This window comes from Amnibacterium flavum (genome assembly GCF_003097495.1).
Lineage (GTDB): Bacteria > Actinomycetota > Actinomycetes > Actinomycetales > Microbacteriaceae > Naasia > Naasia flava.
Map to the genome: position 1 here is coordinate 167,123 of NZ_QEOP01000002.1, position 15,720 is coordinate 182,842.

Sequence of the window (15,720 nt, forward strand, 5' to 3'; positions counted from 1 at the left end):
CTCGGGCCGAAGGTAGGATTCACCCCGTGACGACCACAGCCGCCGCACCGCGCCGCAGAAACAGATCCACCCTCGCCATCACTGCAGCGATCGTTGCTGCCCTCCTCATCGGATTCTTCATCTTCGCCGGCCTCTACGCCGACGTGTTGTGGTTCGATCAGCTCGGCTTCCAGCAGGTCCTGTTCACCCAGTGGGGTGCCGGAGTCGCGCTGTTCGCCGCCGGCTTCTTCGGCATGGCGATCCCCGTCTTCGTCAGCATCTACCTCGCCTACCGGTTCCGGCCGGTCTACGCGCGCCCCGCCGCCCAGCTCGACCGCTACCAGCAGGTCATCGAGCCCCTCCGCCGCCTCGCGGCCATCGGCATCCCGATCGTGGTCGGCCTGTTCGCGGGCGTCTCGGCAGCGACCCGATGGCAGACCGCCCTTCTCTACTTCAACAGCACCCCCACGGGTGAGACGGACCCGCAGTTCGGTCTCGACATCTCCTTCTACCTGTTCGATCTGCCCTTCATCCACGGCGTCGTCGGTTTCGCGTCGGCGATCGTCCTGCTGGCGGGCCTCATCGGACTCGCCACCACCTACCTCTACGGGGCCATCCGGGTCGCGGGCCGCGAGGTGCGGTTCGCGAAGGCCGCCCGCGTGCAGCTCGGCATCACCGCCGCGGTCTACGTCGCGCTGCAGGCCGTCAGCATCTGGCTCGACCAGTACGTGACTCTTTCCACCGCCGGCACCCTGATCACGGGTGCGAGCTACACCGATGTCTTCGCCGTCATCCCGGGCCGGCAGATCGTGGCCGGGGTCGCCGTGATCGTCGCGCTGCTCTTCCTCTTCGCCGCGATCACGGGCCGCTGGCGCTTCCCGGTCATCGGCACCGCGCTCCTCATCGTCGTGAGTCTCCTCATCGGCTCGGTCGCTCCCTGGGTCGTCCAGCGCTTCACCGTCGCCCCGAGCGAGCTGAGCGTCGAGCGGCCGTACATCCAGCGCAACATCGACATGACGCGCGAGGCGTACGGCGTCGCGGACATCGAAGAGGTCCCGTACGAGGCGACGAGCGAGACAACCCCGGGAGCGCTCCGTCAGGACGCCGAGACGACCGCCAACATCCGCATTCTCGACCCCGCGGTCGTCTCGCCGACGTTCGGCCAACTGCAGCGGTTCAAGCAGTACTACACGTTCAACGACACGCTCGACGTCGACCGGTACGAGGTCGACGGCCAGACGACCGACACGGTGGTCGCGGTTCGCGAGCTGAACCAGGCAGGCCTCGGAGACTCGCAGACCTGGTACAACCGCACGGTTGTCTACACGCACGGTTACGGTCTGGTCGCGGCCTACGGAAATCAACGGTCCGCTGACGGACAGCCGAAGTTCGTCGAGTCGGATATCCCGACCACCGGTGCCCTCGGCGAATTCGAGCCCCGCGTCTACTTCGGCGAGAACTCGCCCGGGTATTCGATCGTCGGTGCTCCCGCCGGAACGGACCCCATCGAACTCGACTATCCGTCGAACGGCGGCGAGGGGGACTCCGGCATCTACACGACTTTCTCCGGAGATGCCGGTCCGTCGCTCGGCAACTGGTTCAACAAGCTGATCTACGCCTTGAAGTTCCAGTCCGAGCAGATCTTCCTCTCGGACGCCGTCAACTCCGAGTCTCAGATCCTCTACGACCGCGATCCTCGTGAGCGGGTTCAGAAGGTCGCTCCCTACCTGACCCTCGACTCCGACGCCTATCCGACCGTGGTGGACGGGCGGCTCAAATGGGTGGTCGACGGGTTCACCACATCGTCGTCGTACCCGTACTCCAAGGTTCAGAGCCTCGGTGACGCGATCGCGGACAGCTATACGCCGTCGCCGAATTTCGCGATCGACGATGTGAACTACATCCGCAACTCGGTCAAGGCTACGGTCGATGCCTACGACGGCTCGGTCGAGCTGTACGTCTGGGATGAGAACGACCCGGTCATCCTGTCGTGGGAGAAGGTGTTCCCGACGAGCCTCAAGCCGATGAGCGAGATGTCGGGTGAGCTGATGAGCCACGTCCGGTACCCGCAGGACCTGTTCAAGGTGCAGCGTGCGATCCTCGGCACGTACCACGTGACCGATGCCGGCTCCTGGTACCAGGCGGACGACGCGTGGCGCACACCCGCCGACCCGACGGCCCCGGCGACGTCCGACGTGCTGCAGCCGCCGTACTACCTGACCATGCAGGTCCCGGGTTCGGATGCGCCGACCTATTCGCTGTACTCGACGTACATTCCGCGACAGAACAATGCGGGCGGCCAGTCGGTGCTCACGGGGTATCTCGCCGTCGATTCGGATGCGGGGGCCACGGCGGGCGAACGGGCTGAGGGGTACGGCAAGCTGCGGTTGCTGGAACTGCCGAAGGACGACACCGTCCCGGGCCCAGGTCAGGTCCAGAACACGTTCAACTCGAATGCGCAGGTCGCGACCGAGCTGAACATCCTGGAGCGCGGTGGATCCGAGGTCGTCCGAGGCAACCTGCTGACCCTGCCGGTCGGTGGCGGTCTGCTCTACGTCCAGCCGGTGTACGTTCAGTCGAGCGGTGAGACGAAGCTTCCGCTGCTGCGCCGTGTACTCGTGTCGTTCGGTGATCGGGTGGCGTTCGAGGACACCCTCGACTCGGCTCTCGATGAGCTGTTCGGCGGCGACTCCGGTGCGGACGCTGGTGATACCGCCGTTCCGAACGAGGGTGCGGAACCCGGTACGGGCACCGATACGGGCACGGATACAGGCACCGACGGTGGCACGGAAACAGGTGGTGACGGAACGGCTGTCTCGGCAGATCTGCGTCAGGCACTCGCGGATGCGAACCAGGCTCTGCAGGATCGCGCCGCCGCATACGCGGAGAACGATCTGGTGGCGGCGGCTGAGGCCGATGCGCGCCTGCAGGCAGCGCTCGAGAAGGCGATCGCAGCGGGCGGTTGATCGGAGGGCGGACTTCGAAGCCTCAGCGGCGTGGTAAAGTTATCTACGTAGCGCGGGGTGGAGCAGTTCGGTAGCTCGCTGGGCTCATAACCCAGAGGTCGCAGGTTCAAATCCTGTCCCCGCAACTAAATGCAGAAGGCCCCCGCCGTCAGGCGGGGGCCTTCTGCATTTCCGTGAGGAGTCGGGTGGGCCCACGTCCGCGAGGGGCCCCAAGTGCCGCGGAGCGGTAGTTGGGGTAGCGGATGGGGTGCCCCGCAACTAAATGCAGAGGGCCCCCGCCGCCAGGCGGGGGCCTTCTGTCTTTCCGTGAGGAGTCGGGTGGGCCCACGTCCGCGAGGGGCCCCAAGTGCCGCGGAGCGGTAGTTGGGGTAGCGGATGGGGTGCCCCGCAACTAGATGCAGAAGGCCCCCGCCGTCAGGCGGGGGCCTTCTGCATCTCCGTGAGGAGTCAGGCGGGCCCACTTCCGCGAGGCCCGCTGAGCTCAGCTGAGAGTAGAGAGCGCCTGCTCCAGGTCGGCGATCAGGTCCTCGACGTTCTCGATTCCGACCGAGAGTCGCAGCAGGTCGGTGGGCACGGGGCTGCCGGCCCCTTCGACACTCGACCGGTGCTCGATGAGGCTCTCGACGCCGCCGAGCGAGGTGGCCCGCTTCCACAGCTTCACGTTCGCGGCGACGGCGATCGCAGCGGCCTCGCCGCCGGCGACCCGGATCGACAGCATGCCGCCGAACCCGCCGCTCATCTGCGCCTTCGCGATCTCGTGACCCGCGCTGCCGGGCAGCCCGGGGTAGAGCACCTCGACGACGCTGCCGTGCCCGTCGAAGTGCTCCGCGATGCGCTGCGCCGACGAACTCGCCGCACGCACCCGGAGGTAGAGCGTGCGCATGCCGCGGAGCAGCAGCCACGACTCCACCGAGCCGAGAGTGCCGCCGATCTGTGCGCGTACGCTCCGCAGGCGCCGCCAGTGCTCGTTGTCCGACCGTGTGGTGACGCTCCCCGCGGTGAGGTCGGAGTGGCCGTTCAGGTACTTCGTCGCGGAATGCATCACCAGGTCGGCGCCGAGATCGATCGGCTGGGTCAGGACCGGGGTCGCCGAGGTCGAGTCGACGGCGAGGAGCGCGCCGGCCCGGTGCGCGATGTCGGCCGTGGCCGCGATGTCGGTGATGGTCCACAGCGGGTTCGCGGGCGTCTCGATCCAGACGAGCTTCGTCGAGCCCGGGCGCATCGCCGCCTCGACGGCCGCCGGGTCGGTCATGTCGATCAGCTCGACGTCGAGCCCCCACGAGGTGGCGAAGTTCATCAGCCAGTTGCGCAGGCTCCAGTACATGACCTGAGGAGCCAGGACATGGTCGCCGGGGTGAAGCGCCTGGAACACAGCGGTGGCCGCCGCCATCCCGCTCGCGAACAGCAGGGTCTGATGGCCGTGCTCGAGCTCGGTGATGAGCGTCTCGGGCTGGTCGAACGCCGGGTTCTGATCGCGCATGTAGACACGGCCCGAACGGTAGGCGTTGTCCGCGTCGCGCACGTACGTGCTCGACATGGGGATCGACGGGTTGATGGCCCGGGTGGTCTCATCCACCCACCCCAGTCCTTGTGCGGTCAGGCTCTCGGGATGGATGTTGTCGGCGACCATGTGGCAATGCTAACGGGGGTGGATCGGGCGGACAGCTCGCGGATCCGTGGCCGCCGCCCAGGCTGGGAGGGCTCCGAGACGGCCCCGGCTAGGGTGACCGCAGCGCCCGCCGCATCGGCGGTGCGCGCCGCAGAACTGATTGGACTCCCCAGCATGAAGGTCGTCGTCACCGGATCACGCGGCAAGGTCGGTCGTGCCGCCACGCAGGCGCTCGTCGACGCGGGGCACGACGTGCTCGGCGTCGACCGTGTGAGCCCCGTCTTCGATGCGGGCGTCGTCGTTCCGGGGCGCTACCAGATGGCCGACCTGACCGACGCCGGCGCCGCCTTCGCCGTCACGGCCGGCGCGGACGCTGTCGTGCACGTCGCCGCCATCCCGCAGCCCACCGGCAACCCCGCGCACGTCGTGCTGCAGACGAACGTGATGTCCACGTTCAACATGGTCGAGGCGGCCGTCCGCTTCGGGGTGAGGCGCTTCGTCAACATCTCGAGCGAGAGCATCGTGGGCAATTTCTTCCCCGAGCGCCCCTTCCTGCCCGACTACGCTCCCGTCGACGAGCAGCACCCTCTGCACCCTCAGGACCCGTACGCGCTGTCGAAGCTGTTCGGCGAGCAGATGATGGACGCGGCGGTGCGCAGGTCGGATATCAAGGCGATCTCGATCCGGCCCAGCACCGTGCACAACGAGGACAACTACGAAGTGAATCTCGGCCCGCAGGTGCGCGACCCCTCGAACCTCAGCGCGAACCTGTGGAGCTACATCGACGTCTACGACCTGGCTGACGCCATCGTGCTCGCGACCGAGTCGGATCTGCCCGGCCATGAGGTGTTCTACATCGCCTCCCCGGACAACGCCGGCGGACACGACTTCGCGGAGATCCTGAAGCGCTACTACGGCGATCGGATCGAGCTCCGCGATCTCGCGCGGGTCGATGCGTCGGGAATCTCCATCGAGAAGGCCCGCCGCCTGCTGGGCTTCAACCCCACGCGCTCCTGGTCCGACTACCTCGACCCGTCAGGCCGCTCACTGGTCGTCTGATCACCACCCCAGCAGGCTGGTCACCCCGAGCGCCGCTGCGGCGACGAGGCCGGTCCACAGCACGATCGCGATGACCTGCCAGAGGATGACCCAGTGCTTCGGGGTGCCGGATGCCACGAGGAACGCGGCGGTCAGATGGGTCGGGAGAGCGAGAGGGGCGAGGATGCTCGCCCCGGGGACGCCGAACCGGACCAGCCAGCGACTGAGCCGCTCCCGGCCCTTGCTCCGCTTGGCGGGTTTGGTGCCGGTTTCCTGGCCGGCGCCGACCGCTGCCTCGTCGACGAGAGTCGACCCGCCGGCGGTCGACGTCGCACCGACCGACACGGTGGTCGGGGCTGTGCGGCGCGCGCGGCGTGCGACTACCGATTCGCGGACCCGTGAGCTGAGCAGCACGACCGCGATCACCGCGAGGATGTTGCCGGCCGCTCCGGCGAGAGCGGCGACGATCGGGTTGATACCGACGAGGATGCCGAGAGCCGCGGAGCCCTCGCCTTCGACGTACGGGATCATCCCCATACCTGCGACCACCAGCGGCTGCACGAATTCGGGCAGCTGGTCGACCAGGTTCTGAAGTCCTTCGTAGGGACTGGACATGTGCGTTCTCCTTCTTGGGGCCACGGTCGGACGACCGTGCGGGAAGGAGTAAAGACCGTGTTCCCGGAACAGGGTCAAGCGGTCGGATCCGCCGTCGGCGAACCCGTCGCCTCCACCATCTCCCGGGCGATCGCACTGGCCCGGACGATCACGTCGAGTTGCGCGGGGGTGTACAGCGCGGCGACGGATTCGAGGAAGGTGTTCTGCGTGACGCCGGGCGCTTTGATGAGGTGCGCCGTCGGGTCGCTCAACCACGGGTAGGCGCTGAGATGGCGGGCCAGCAGTGGTGCGTATCGCTCTGCGAGCTGCTGGCGCTCGGTGTCGTCGGCATCGGGTCGGAGATCCTCGAACGCGGTGGTCACCTCAACCGGGTCATCCGCGATCATCTGCCGCAGATCGCCCATCGCTTCGTCGTCGTAGAGCTGGGCGTAGATGAGCATGAGCGACTGCTCGGGTTTCGAGAGACGGGCGGCGACGTTCTCGAACCCTGCGGGTACGCCGGCGACGGAGGAGCCCTCGAGGATGGCGCGGATCTCGGCCCGAGCGCGTTGCAGTCTCTCGATGCTCGCGCCGAGGTCGGCGTCGATGGCTCGAAGCGCATCTGCCGAGGCGTCGCCGCTGGCGCCGACCTGTTCGATCTGCTCGAGAGGCACGCCCAGCTCCCTCAGGCGGCGGATCTGCAGGAGTCGGACGAGGTGTCGGACCTGGTACTGCTTGTAGCCGTTCGACATGCGGTCCGGCTCGGCGAGGAGACCGGTCCGGTGGTAGTGGCGCACCGTGTTCACCGTCGTACCCGCCAGATCCGCGAGCTCGCGTGTGCTCCAAGGCATTCGTGCCGCCTTTCCTGTCTCGGCACGGCTATTCAAGACCGTGTTCCCGCAACACGGTCAAGCATCACGTCCGTCAGCCGAGTGCGGCGCGAACGTGCTCCGTCAGGAGCGGCACCGTCGTGTCCTGGAACCAGGGGTTGCGGGTCCGCCAGCCGCGAGCCAGGGGAGAGGGGTGCACGATGGGGAAGAACGGGAGGTAGGTCTCGGCCACGCGGACGGTCTCGGTGAGAGTCTTCGGGGCGCCGGACCCGAGGTAGTGGCGCTGCGCGTACGACCCGATGAGGACCGTCAGCCGGACCCCGGTGAGCTGCTCGAGGACGGGTGGGTGCCATCTGTCGGCGAAATCGCGGCGTGGTGGCACGTCTCCGCTCGCCGCCTTGCCGGGGTAGTAGAAGTCCATCGGGACGATCGCGACGTTGCGCGGATCGTAGAACTCGGTGCGGGTGACGCCGAGCCAGGATCGGAGCAGATCGCCGCTGCGATCGTTCCAGGGGATGCCGCTGTCCTGAGCGACCCGACCGGGCGCCTGGCTGATGATCAGTACGCGCGCTTCGGGGTGCGCCACGAAGAGCGGCTCGTATCCGCGTTCTCGCGCCCAGGCGTTGCTGGGGTGATCGGTGATCTCGGCGCGCAGGCGGTCGAGTTCATCCACCCGTCCAGTGTCGCCGATCGGCCAGGGCACCCGCCGGGAGGGGGATCGTCACCCGTCGACCGAGCGTTCCGCGGGGTGATCGGTCGATTCGCGCGCGACGATGGTGAAGTCGGTCGTGAACCGCTGGGGCGGCTGCCGGTCGTTCTTCTCCTCGATCCGGTGGAGGAGTCGCTCGACGGCGAGCCGAGCGATCTGCGATCGGCCCGGGTCGACGCTCGAGAGGGAGGGGATGGAGAATCGGGTCGCCTCGATATCGTCGAATCCGATGATCGCGATGTCCTCCGGCACCCGGAACCGCGCCTCGGCCAGGGCCCTCAGCGCCCCGACCGCAAGGGTGTCGTTCATCGCGAACACGGCGTCGAACGGTGCGCCCGAGCGGATGAGAGCTCGCGTCGCCTCGGCCGCGTCGTCGTGATCCCAGTGCGCGGGCCCGACGACCAGGGCGGGGTCGTAAGCGATGCCCGCCTGCTGCAGAGCCAACTGATAGCCGGCCGCGCGCAGGTTCGCCGACCCCGCCTCGTCGAGTCGCTCGGCATCGACTCCGAGAAGGGCGATCCGGCGGCGTCCGCGCGAGATCAGGTGCTCGACCGCCGCGGTCGCCGCCTCGATGTTGAGCATGGTCACATGGTCGGTGGGTCCGTCGAACATGCGCTCGCCGAGCAGCACGAGGGGGAACCGGACGTTCAGGAGATCCCGATCGTCCTGTCCGAGGCTGGCCGGGCTGAACAGCAGGCCGTCGGTCAGTCGGAGCCGGCGCCCCGAGAGCACGTCGAGTTCCGCCTCGCGCAGCCCGTTGGTCTGGCTGACGAGCACGCTGACACCGTGAAGATCCGCCGCCTCGATCACCGCGTCCGCGAGCTCTGCGAAGTAGTTCTCCCGAATGGACGGGATCGCCAAGCCGATGGCGCCGGTCCTGCCCGAACGGAGTCCGCGTGCGGACATGTTCGGCTGGTAGTCGAGCTCCTCGATGGCGCTCTGCACTCGGGCTCGGGTCTCGTCCCGCACGTTCGGATGATCGTGGATGACGTTCGAGACGGTCTTGATCGACACCTCGGCGAGCCGGGCGACATCGCGAAGGGTCGCGGCCAAGGGTCCTCCGTCTCGCAGGGGCGTATCGTCGGCACACTGTATCGGCAGGTAGCGGTCATTGGGCTTCGAGGGCTCGTGCCGAACACGCTTCCCCAAGGCGCTGGCTGACCGGATCAGAGGTGCGGTATCGTCACCTCGATCGCGTATACAACGTTGTAATCATCGCCCGTGCGTGGGGCGCTGGGGGTCGCGCCCGAACGCCGTCGCACACTCGAACGTCAGGAGAGCCTCGCCCCATGATCCGCGCACGCATGACCGTCGACCCGCATTTCGTCGTGGGCCCCATCGACCGACGCCTCTTCGGCTCGTTCGTGGAGCACCTCGGACGGTGCGTCTACGACGGGATCTACGAGCCCGGCCATCCCGAGGCCGACGAGAACGGGTTCCGGCGCGATGTCAGCGACCTCGTCCGCGAGCTGGGCGTCTCGACGATCCGATACCCCGGCGGCAATTTCGTCTCGGGGTACCGCTGGGAGGACGGCGTCGGACCCCGCGACCGGCGCCCGCGCCGACTCGATCTCGCATGGCACTCGACCGAGAGCAACGAGGTGGGGCTCGACGAGTTCGCCGGCTGGCTGCGCGGCATCGGCAGCGAGCTGATGTACGCCGTCAACCTCGGCACGCGAGGGGTCCAGGAGGCACTCGACGTGCTCGAGTACTCCAACATCCGCTCCGGCACGACTCTCTCCGACCAGCGGGTCGACAACGGCACGCTCGAGCCGCACGGTATCCGGATGTGGTGCCTCGGCAACGAGATGGACGGCCCGTGGCAGCTGGGCCACAGCTCGGCGCACGAGTACGGGCGCGCCGCCGCGAAGGTCGCGAGCGCGATGCGACAGGTCGATCCCGGACTCGAACTGGTCGTCTGCGGCAGCTCAGGCGCTCAGATGCCCACCTTCGGCGCCTGGGAGCGGGAGGTGCTCGAGCTCACCTACGACGAGGTCGACTTCATCTCCTGCCACGCCTACTACGAGCCGGTCGACGGCGACCTCGGCAGCTTCCTCGCCTCGGCCGTCGACATGGATCGCTTCATCGACACCGTCACCGCGACCGCCGACCACGTCAAGGCGCTGCGACGCAGCGAGAAGACGATGCAGATCTCGTTCGACGAGTGGAACGTCTGGTACCAGTCGCGGTACAACGAGGTCGACAAGATCACCGATGCCGAGTCCTGGCCGTCGGCCCCGCGACTGCTCGAGGACGCCTACTCCGTGACCGACGCCGTGGTGGTCGGAAGCCTGCTCATCTCCCTGCTGCGTCACGCCGACCGGGTGACCTCGGCCAGCCTGGCTCAGCTGGTCAACGTCATCGCCCCGATCATGACCGAGCCCGGTGGACCGGCATGGCGGCAGACCACGTTCTTCCCGTTCGCCGTGACATCACGACTCGCCCGAGGGCGGAGCCTGCAGCTCAAGCTCGACGCCCCCACCTACCGCACGGAGAGGTACGGGGAGGTGCCGCTGGTCGATGCCGTCGCCACCTTCGAGCAGGATGCGGGGGAGGCCGCCGTCTTCCTGGTGAACCGCAGTCTCGACCAGTCGATCACCGTCGAGGTCGAGATCGGGCAGCTGGGCCGGATGACGGTCGTCTCCGCCCAGACCATGCACGACGAGGACCTCGACGCGGTCAACACGCTCGCGGATCAGACGCGAGTGGGTCTCGCCGACAATGCGAGCGCGGCGATCAGCGGAACCACTCTCACCGTCGAACTGCCGCCTGTGTCCTGGACCGCCATCGAGCTGTCGGGTGACGGAGCCGAAGAGGACTGACCCGAGTGGAGCGCGATGCGCTCACGCTTCCGGCGGCTCGGGAGGAAGCTGCCGGAAGCGCGCTCACGCAGCGCCGACCAGTCCGACCGGCGGCGCCTCCTCGGTCTGCCCCGGCCCGCGGTTGAAGTAGGACCGCGCATCCGTCGGTCGGATGTTCGCGACCGCATCCTGGAAGATCCGCATCGGATGGGGGGAGTAGGGGTGCTCGGCGATCGCCTCGAAATCGAGCTCGATCCCCAAGCCCACACCTTCGGGGATCATCACGTCGCCCTCGGCGGTGAGCTGCAGGTTCTCGTTCGACACGTCCGAGCGCCACGGCACGTCCACCGCCATGATCTCGAGGTAGCGGAAGTTCGGCAGGGTCGCACCGAGCTGCAGGGTGGCCGCAGTGCTCAAGGGACCACTCGGGTTGTGCGGGGCGAACGGCACGTAGTGGTGGTCGGCGAGGGTGGAGATGAACGACAGTTCGAGCAGACCGCCCGCGTGCGTGACATCGGGCTGGACGAAGTCGACGGCTCCGCGCTCGAGCGCCGAAACGAAGCCCTGGCGCCCGTACCAGCGCTCACCCGCGGCGATCGCCACCGGCGACTTGCTGCGGATCTCGATCATCGCGTCGAGCCCTTCGGGTGGGCACGGCTCCTCGAAGAAGACCGGGTTGAACTTCTCGAGCCGCCGGGCGATCCGGATCGCGGAGGGGACGTCGAAGCGGCCGTGCCCCTCGATGAAGAGCTCGATGTCGCTCCCGACCGCATCGCGGACCGCCGCGACCACCTCGAGCATGCGGTCGAGGTCGCGATCGGTGGTGTTCCGGTCGGCCGCCTCGAACGGATCCCACTTGAGTCCGCGGAAGCCGTACGCGACCGTCGCGACGGCGGCCTCGGCGAAGTCCTCGGGCTTCTCGGCGCCGGAGAACCATCCGTTGGCGTAGGCGCGCACGCGATCGCGGATCGCGCCGCCGAGCATCCGGTGGACAGGCACCCCGAGCGCCTTGGCCGAGATGTCCCACATCGCCATCTCCAAGGCGCTGAACGCTGTGCCCGTGACCGGTCCGCCGCGCCAGTAGCCGTTGCGGGCGACCTCGTAGATCGTCTGCGAGATCCGGGTCGGATCGAGACCGAGGACGGCCTGCTCCAGCACCCGCACCGCCCCTTGGACGGCGAACTCCTGGCCTTCGAGGGTCGCTTCGGCGACCCCCGTGATGCCCTCGTCGGTGTCGACGACGAGGAAGACGAGGTTCGTCCGGTAGAAGTCGACCGTGACCGTGCGGAGACTCGTGATCTTCATCTGATGTGTTCCTATCCTTTGACGGCGCCGGCCGTCATTCCGGAGACGACGTACTTCTGGGCGAAGAGGTAGAAGGCCACGGCGGGCAGCGTGAACATGAACGCGACGGCCATGATCGTCTGGATCGCCGTCCCCTGCTCACCGATGAACCCCGCCAGACCGACCGATGCGGGCTGGAGCGATTTGTTGAAGATGAACGTGACCGCGAATACGTACTCGTTCCAGGCGTGGAAGAACGCGATGACCGCCGCCGCCGCGATCGACGGCAGGATGATCGGCACGTTGATCCGGAGGAGCACCGCGAGCGGTCGTGCCCCGTCGACGCGTCCCGCCTCCTCGAGCTCCTTCGGGATGCCGTCGATCGCGCCCTTGAGCACAAGCGCGACGATCGGGAGCACGAACGCGGTGTTCGCGAGGATCAGTCCTGCGAGCGAGTCGAGGAGTTCGAATCGCCGGTAGAGGGAGAACAGCGGAACGACCATCAGGGCTTCGGGGAGCATCTGCGTCATGAGCAGTAGGAGCCCGACCGCGACCTTGCCTTTGAAGGAGAACCGCGACAGCGCGTACGCCAACGGGATGCCGAGACCGATGGAGAACACCGTCGTGCCGATCGCGACGATCGTGCTGTTCGCCAACCAGGTGAGCGTCGGACCTTCCGCGAGAGCGTCGACGAAGACGTAGAACTGACCGAAGTCGGGGAACCACCGGGGTTCCGGCGCGAACAGGTCCGCGTCGCTCGTCAGCGCCGTTGTGAACATCCAGTAGATGGGGAAGACGGCGATGCCGAGCACGATCAGGACCCCGATCATGCGGCCTACCACGCCGATTCTGACGCGCTTCATGCGGTGTCCTTCTCTGCTGCGCGTGTGACGAGGCGGCTGCCGACGACCACGATCATGGCGATCACGACGCCGACCATTCCGATCGCGGCGGCGGCGCCCAACTGCTTCGAGTCGAACGCCTGGGAGTAGAGGTCGATGACGAGGGTGCGGGTCGTCCCGAGGGGACCGCCGCGGGTCATCAGCCAGATGAGCTCGAACCGACGCAGCGACCAGATCGTCATGAGCAGGGCGATGAGTCCCACCGTCGGCCTGATCACGGGCCAGGTGACCACGCGGAACACCCAGAGCCGGTTGGCGCCGTCCATCTCGGCCGCTTCCACCAGCTCGGTCGGAACCGACTGGAGCGCGGAGAGCAGGACGACGGCGACGAAGGGGAACAGCTGCCAGATGGTCGTGAGCAGGATCGCCGGGAGGGCGAGGTCGGGGTTGTCGAGGATCCCGCTCTCGCCCACGTCGACGCCGATGGCCCGGAGTGCGCGGGTGATGATGCCGTACTGCGCGTTCAGCATCCAGGTCGCGATGAGTGCCGTCGCGATCCCGGGGGCGGCCCACGGGACGGTGACCAGCGCTCGGGCGATGCCGCGTCCGGGGAAGCTCCCGTTCAGCAGCAGCGCGACGACGAGTCCGGATCCAACCGCTCCGACGACGCACGCGATCACGTAGACGGCGGTCGTCCCCAGCGTCTGCTGGAAGTCGGAGCTCGCGAACACCCGCGTGTAGTTGTCGAATCCGATCCACTCGCTCCGGGTGGGATTCAGCAGGTTGGTGCGGGTGAAGCTGAGGTACACCTCCTGCAGGAGGGGGATCGCCTGGAAGACGAAGATGTAGGCCGCCGCGGGCAGCAGGAAGACGTAGGGCGTCCACCTGCTGCCCAGCGGGCTGCGCCGTCGCCGGCTCGCCCTGGCGTTGAGAGTCGTCACTGTCAGCCGACGATCTGCTCTGCTTCGTCCTGAGCGTTGTCCAGGGCCTCTTCCATCGTCTGCTGTCCCTGGAGCGCGGAGATCACCTGAGTGACGACGATCTTCCGGATGTCGGCCGTCTGCGGTCCGAAGCCGACGACGATCTGCGGCGAGCTGCTGTTGGTCAGCTCGTCGTAGACAGGGAGGAAGGGGGTTTCGGCCAGCTGCTCATCGCTGCGCGTCGTCTTCGTCGCGACGCTGGACGCGCCGAGCGCCTCCTGCAGTGACGTCTGGTTCTCGGCTTCGAGGACCCAGTTGATGAAGTCCATCGCCGCGTCCTTGTGCTCGCTGTTCGCGTTGATCACGATCGGCGCCATGATCGCGCCCTGGGCGCGGACGGGGAACGGGATGGGGGCGACGCTGAAGTTCAGGTCGGGGTTGGTGCCGCGGGTCGCGACCAGGTAGCCGCCGTTGTTCAGCTCCATGCCGACCTTGTTCTGCGCGAACATCTTGCGGAACGTCGCCGCGTCGGCGCCCTTCGGGATGACGTTCGCGTCGTAGAGCGACTGGTACGCCTCGAGGCCCTCGACGTTCTTCGGGTTGTTGAGCGTGAGCTCCTCGCCGTCGGACCATTCGCCGCCGAAGCCGTAGACGTAGTTGAAGATGTCCTGCCAGACGCCGTTCTCCTCGGCCTGGGTCTGACGGAAGGCCAGCCCGTACACATCGCCCTGGGTCGTCGCCTTCGCCACGTCCATGAACTCGTCGAACGTTGTCGGCGGCTCGGGGATGAGATCGGTGTTGTAGTACATGACGTAGTTCGAGGTGTCGAAGATGACGCCGTACCGCTCGTCGTTGACGAACATGTACTGGTCGGGTCCCTCCTGGAGCCCGAGCTCGTCGGCGTCGATCTTGTCGTCGAGGGGTTCGAGCAGTCCCGCATCGGCCGCCGAGGTGAATTCCGGCATGTCGAAGCGGACGAGATCGGGTCCCTCTCCGCCGCCCATCTGGGTGAGCACGGTCTGCCCGAAGGTGGGGAAGGGGACGGCGGCAGGCTCGATCGTGACGATGTCCTGGCTCGCGTTGTACTCGTCGACGAGCTCCTGCAGGCGAGGGCCGAGGCCCGGGTCGCCGAAGGTGGAGGCGGCGAAGGTGATCGTGGCCGGCTCGATCTCGCCGCCCTCGGCGGAGTCCGAGCTGCCGCCGGTCGAGCAGGCGGAGAGCGTGAGGCCGGCGACCGCGAGCAGGGCGATCCCGCCGAGTCGGGACCGACGGAAGGTGTGCGTTGCCATCATTACTCCTTTGTAAGTGGGGGGCGAACCAAGCCCACTTCATAAATTACTAAGAAATGCAGAAATAGCAAGTAAGCCTCCTCTAACGGGGGCGCCTGCGCTATGGTCGTGTCCCATGGCGGTGTATCCGGGGCGCGGCCTCCACGGCGAGGTCGTCGGAATCCTGGGTCTCCGGATCATCCGCGGTGACTACCCGCCTCACTCGACCATCGACATCGATGGTCTCGAACCCGAGCTGGGAGTGAGCAAGACCGTCATCCGCGAAGCGCTCAAAGTGCTGGGTGCCAAAGGTCTCGTCGACTCCCGTCCGAAGCGCGGAACCTTCGTCCGCGGCCGCGACGCGTGGAGCCTCCTCGACACCGACATCATGATGTGGCGGCGCGAGGCGCAGCGCGACGATGACCGGCTGCTCGCCGACCTGTCGGAACTGCGCGACGCGATCGAACCGGCGGCGGCGCGACTCGCGGCCACCCGTCGAACGGACGCGGACATCGAGCGGCTCGAGTCGGCCTTCGAGGCTTTCGCCGCAGCGGGACAGAATGTCGAGATGCTCGGCGCGGCCGATCTGGAGTTCCATCTGACCCTCCTCCAGGCCACCCACAACGAGCTCTACGCGCAGCTCGATGTCGTCATCACCCACGCTCTGGAGGCGCGCAACCGCATCCAGCACCATCCCGATGCGGAGTGGATGGACCCCGTCCCCGATCACCAGGCAGTCCTCGACGCCGTGCGCGCCGGCGATCCGGCAGCGGCGGAACGGGCGATCCGTCATGCCCTCCGCGATTCGGACGAAGACCTTCGCGCCGGAGAGCCGCCCTTCGACCTGTAGGCGTCCTCCGGGGCTGTTCCCCTCGCAAGC

The 15,720-nt window shown here is 67.4% G+C and carries 13 protein-coding genes and 1 tRNA gene; 5 read left to right on the forward strand and 9 right to left on the reverse strand.

The genetic code is table 11. The annotated features are described in order from the left end of the window. Positions 1-26: 26 nt before the first annotated feature. Positions 27-2,945, forward strand: a complete 2,919-nt coding sequence (locus tag DDQ50_RS08350) for a UPF0182 family membrane protein (protein ID WP_240614311.1) — start codon at positions 27-29, stop codon at positions 2,943-2,945. A 51-nt stretch (positions 2,946-2,996) separates the two neighbouring features. Next, a tRNA-Met gene (locus DDQ50_RS08355) sits at positions 2,997-3,070 on the forward strand. A 356-nt stretch (positions 3,071-3,426) separates the two neighbouring features. Here the strand turns inward: DDQ50_RS08355 and DDQ50_RS08360 are convergent. Then, entirely contained in the window at positions 3,427-4,575 is a 1,149-nt protein-coding gene (locus DDQ50_RS08360; RefSeq protein ID WP_116756309.1) for a trans-sulfuration enzyme family protein, read from the reverse strand. Between the two features lie 93 nt (positions 4,576-4,668). On the opposite strand from DDQ50_RS08360, the gene DDQ50_RS08365 reads away from it, so the two are divergent. After that, positions 4,669-5,613 carry an NAD-dependent epimerase/dehydratase family protein gene (locus DDQ50_RS08365; RefSeq protein WP_240614312.1) on the forward strand — a complete coding sequence of 315 codons (945 nt, stop codon included), beginning with the start codon at positions 4,669-4,671 and terminating at the stop codon, positions 5,611-5,613. On the opposite strand, the gene DDQ50_RS08370 is transcribed toward DDQ50_RS08365, so the two are convergent. The 4 genes from DDQ50_RS08370 to DDQ50_RS08385 all read right to left on the reverse strand — a co-directional run bounded on the left by DDQ50_RS08370 (position 5,614) and on the right by DDQ50_RS08385 (position 8,778). Beyond that, positions 5,614-6,207, reverse strand: coding sequence for a small multidrug efflux protein (locus DDQ50_RS08370; protein ID WP_116756311.1), 594 nt, complete (start codon positions 6,205-6,207; stop codon positions 5,614-5,616). Between the two features lie 74 nt (positions 6,208-6,281). Next, positions 6,282-7,037, reverse strand: a complete 756-nt coding sequence (locus tag DDQ50_RS08375) for a helix-turn-helix domain-containing protein (RefSeq protein WP_116756312.1) — start codon at positions 7,035-7,037, stop codon at positions 6,282-6,284. Positions 7,038-7,110: 73 nt separating this feature from the next. Beyond that, the gene (locus DDQ50_RS08380) at positions 7,111-7,689 is read right to left on the reverse strand and encodes a uracil-DNA glycosylase family protein (protein WP_116757360.1); all 579 of its coding nucleotides are present in this window, start codon (positions 7,687-7,689) and stop codon (positions 7,111-7,113) included. Positions 7,690-7,737: 48 nt separating this feature from the next. Continuing rightward, positions 7,738-8,778, reverse strand: coding sequence for a LacI family DNA-binding transcriptional regulator (locus DDQ50_RS08385; protein WP_116756313.1), 1,041 nt, complete (start codon positions 8,776-8,778; stop codon positions 7,738-7,740). A gap of 236 nt (positions 8,779-9,014) precedes the next feature. Here DDQ50_RS08385 and arfA point away from each other — a divergent pair, with 236 nt between their 5' ends. Beyond that, positions 9,015-10,547, forward strand: coding sequence for an arabinosylfuranosidase ArfA (gene arfA, locus DDQ50_RS08390; protein ID WP_116756314.1), 1,533 nt, complete (start codon positions 9,015-9,017; stop codon positions 10,545-10,547). A 63-nt stretch (positions 10,548-10,610) separates the two neighbouring features. On the opposite strand, the gene DDQ50_RS08395 is transcribed toward arfA, so the two are convergent. From DDQ50_RS08395 to DDQ50_RS08410, 4 genes are read right to left on the reverse strand one after another with little or no spacing between them, the layout of a single operon-like run. Next, a complete protein-coding gene (locus DDQ50_RS08395) occupies positions 10,611-11,831 on the reverse strand; it encodes a mandelate racemase/muconate lactonizing enzyme family protein (RefSeq protein WP_116756315.1) in 1,221 nt (406 codons plus the stop codon). Between the two features lie 11 nt (positions 11,832-11,842). Beyond that, positions 11,843-12,673, reverse strand: a complete 831-nt coding sequence (locus tag DDQ50_RS08400) for a carbohydrate ABC transporter permease (protein ID WP_116756316.1) — start codon at positions 12,671-12,673, stop codon at positions 11,843-11,845. Further along, positions 12,670-13,593, reverse strand: a complete 924-nt coding sequence (locus tag DDQ50_RS08405; protein WP_205663613.1) for a carbohydrate ABC transporter permease — start codon at positions 13,591-13,593, stop codon at positions 12,670-12,672. The genes DDQ50_RS08400 and DDQ50_RS08405 overlap by 4 nt, the downstream gene beginning before the upstream one ends. A gap of 2 nt (positions 13,594-13,595) precedes the next feature. Then, positions 13,596-14,861 (reverse strand): ABC transporter substrate-binding protein, encoded by a 1,266-nt coding sequence (locus DDQ50_RS08410; protein ID WP_165829751.1) that lies wholly within the window; start codon positions 14,859-14,861, stop codon positions 13,596-13,598. Positions 14,862-14,976: 115 nt separating this feature from the next. Between DDQ50_RS08410 and DDQ50_RS08415 the strand changes: the two genes are divergently transcribed. Then, entirely contained in the window at positions 14,977-15,690 is a 714-nt protein-coding gene (locus DDQ50_RS08415) for a FadR/GntR family transcriptional regulator (RefSeq protein WP_116756318.1), read from the forward strand. The last annotated feature ends 30 nt before the right edge of the window (positions 15,691-15,720 follow it).

What these genes read in the sequence shown, in the direction of transcription:
- DDQ50_RS08360 (WP_116756309.1), bottom strand. Translation starts at nt 4,575, where the DNA reads ATGGTCGCCGACAACATCCATCCCGAGAGCCTGACCGCACAAGGACTG.
- DDQ50_RS08370 (WP_116756311.1), bottom strand. Translation starts at nt 6,207, where the DNA reads ATGTCCAGTCCCTACGAAGGACTTCAGAACCTGGTCGACCAGCTGCCC.
- DDQ50_RS08375 (WP_116756312.1), bottom strand. Translation starts at nt 7,037, where the DNA reads ATGCCTTGGAGCACACGCGAGCTCGCGGATCTGGCGGGTACGACGGTG.
- arfA (WP_116756314.1), top strand. Translation starts at nt 9,015, where the DNA reads ATGATCCGCGCACGCATGACCGTCGACCCGCATTTCGTCGTGGGCCCC.
- DDQ50_RS08395 (WP_116756315.1), bottom strand. Translation starts at nt 11,831, where the DNA reads ATGAAGATCACGAGTCTCCGCACGGTCACGGTCGACTTCTACCGGACG.
- DDQ50_RS08400 (WP_116756316.1), bottom strand. Translation starts at nt 12,673, where the DNA reads ATGAAGCGCGTCAGAATCGGCGTGGTAGGCCGCATGATCGGGGTCCTG.
- DDQ50_RS08410 (WP_165829751.1), bottom strand. Translation starts at nt 14,861, where the DNA reads ATGGCAACGCACACCTTCCGTCGGTCCCGACTCGGCGGGATCGCCCTG.
- DDQ50_RS08415 (WP_116756318.1), top strand. Translation starts at nt 14,977, where the DNA reads ATGGCGGTGTATCCGGGGCGCGGCCTCCACGGCGAGGTCGTCGGAATC.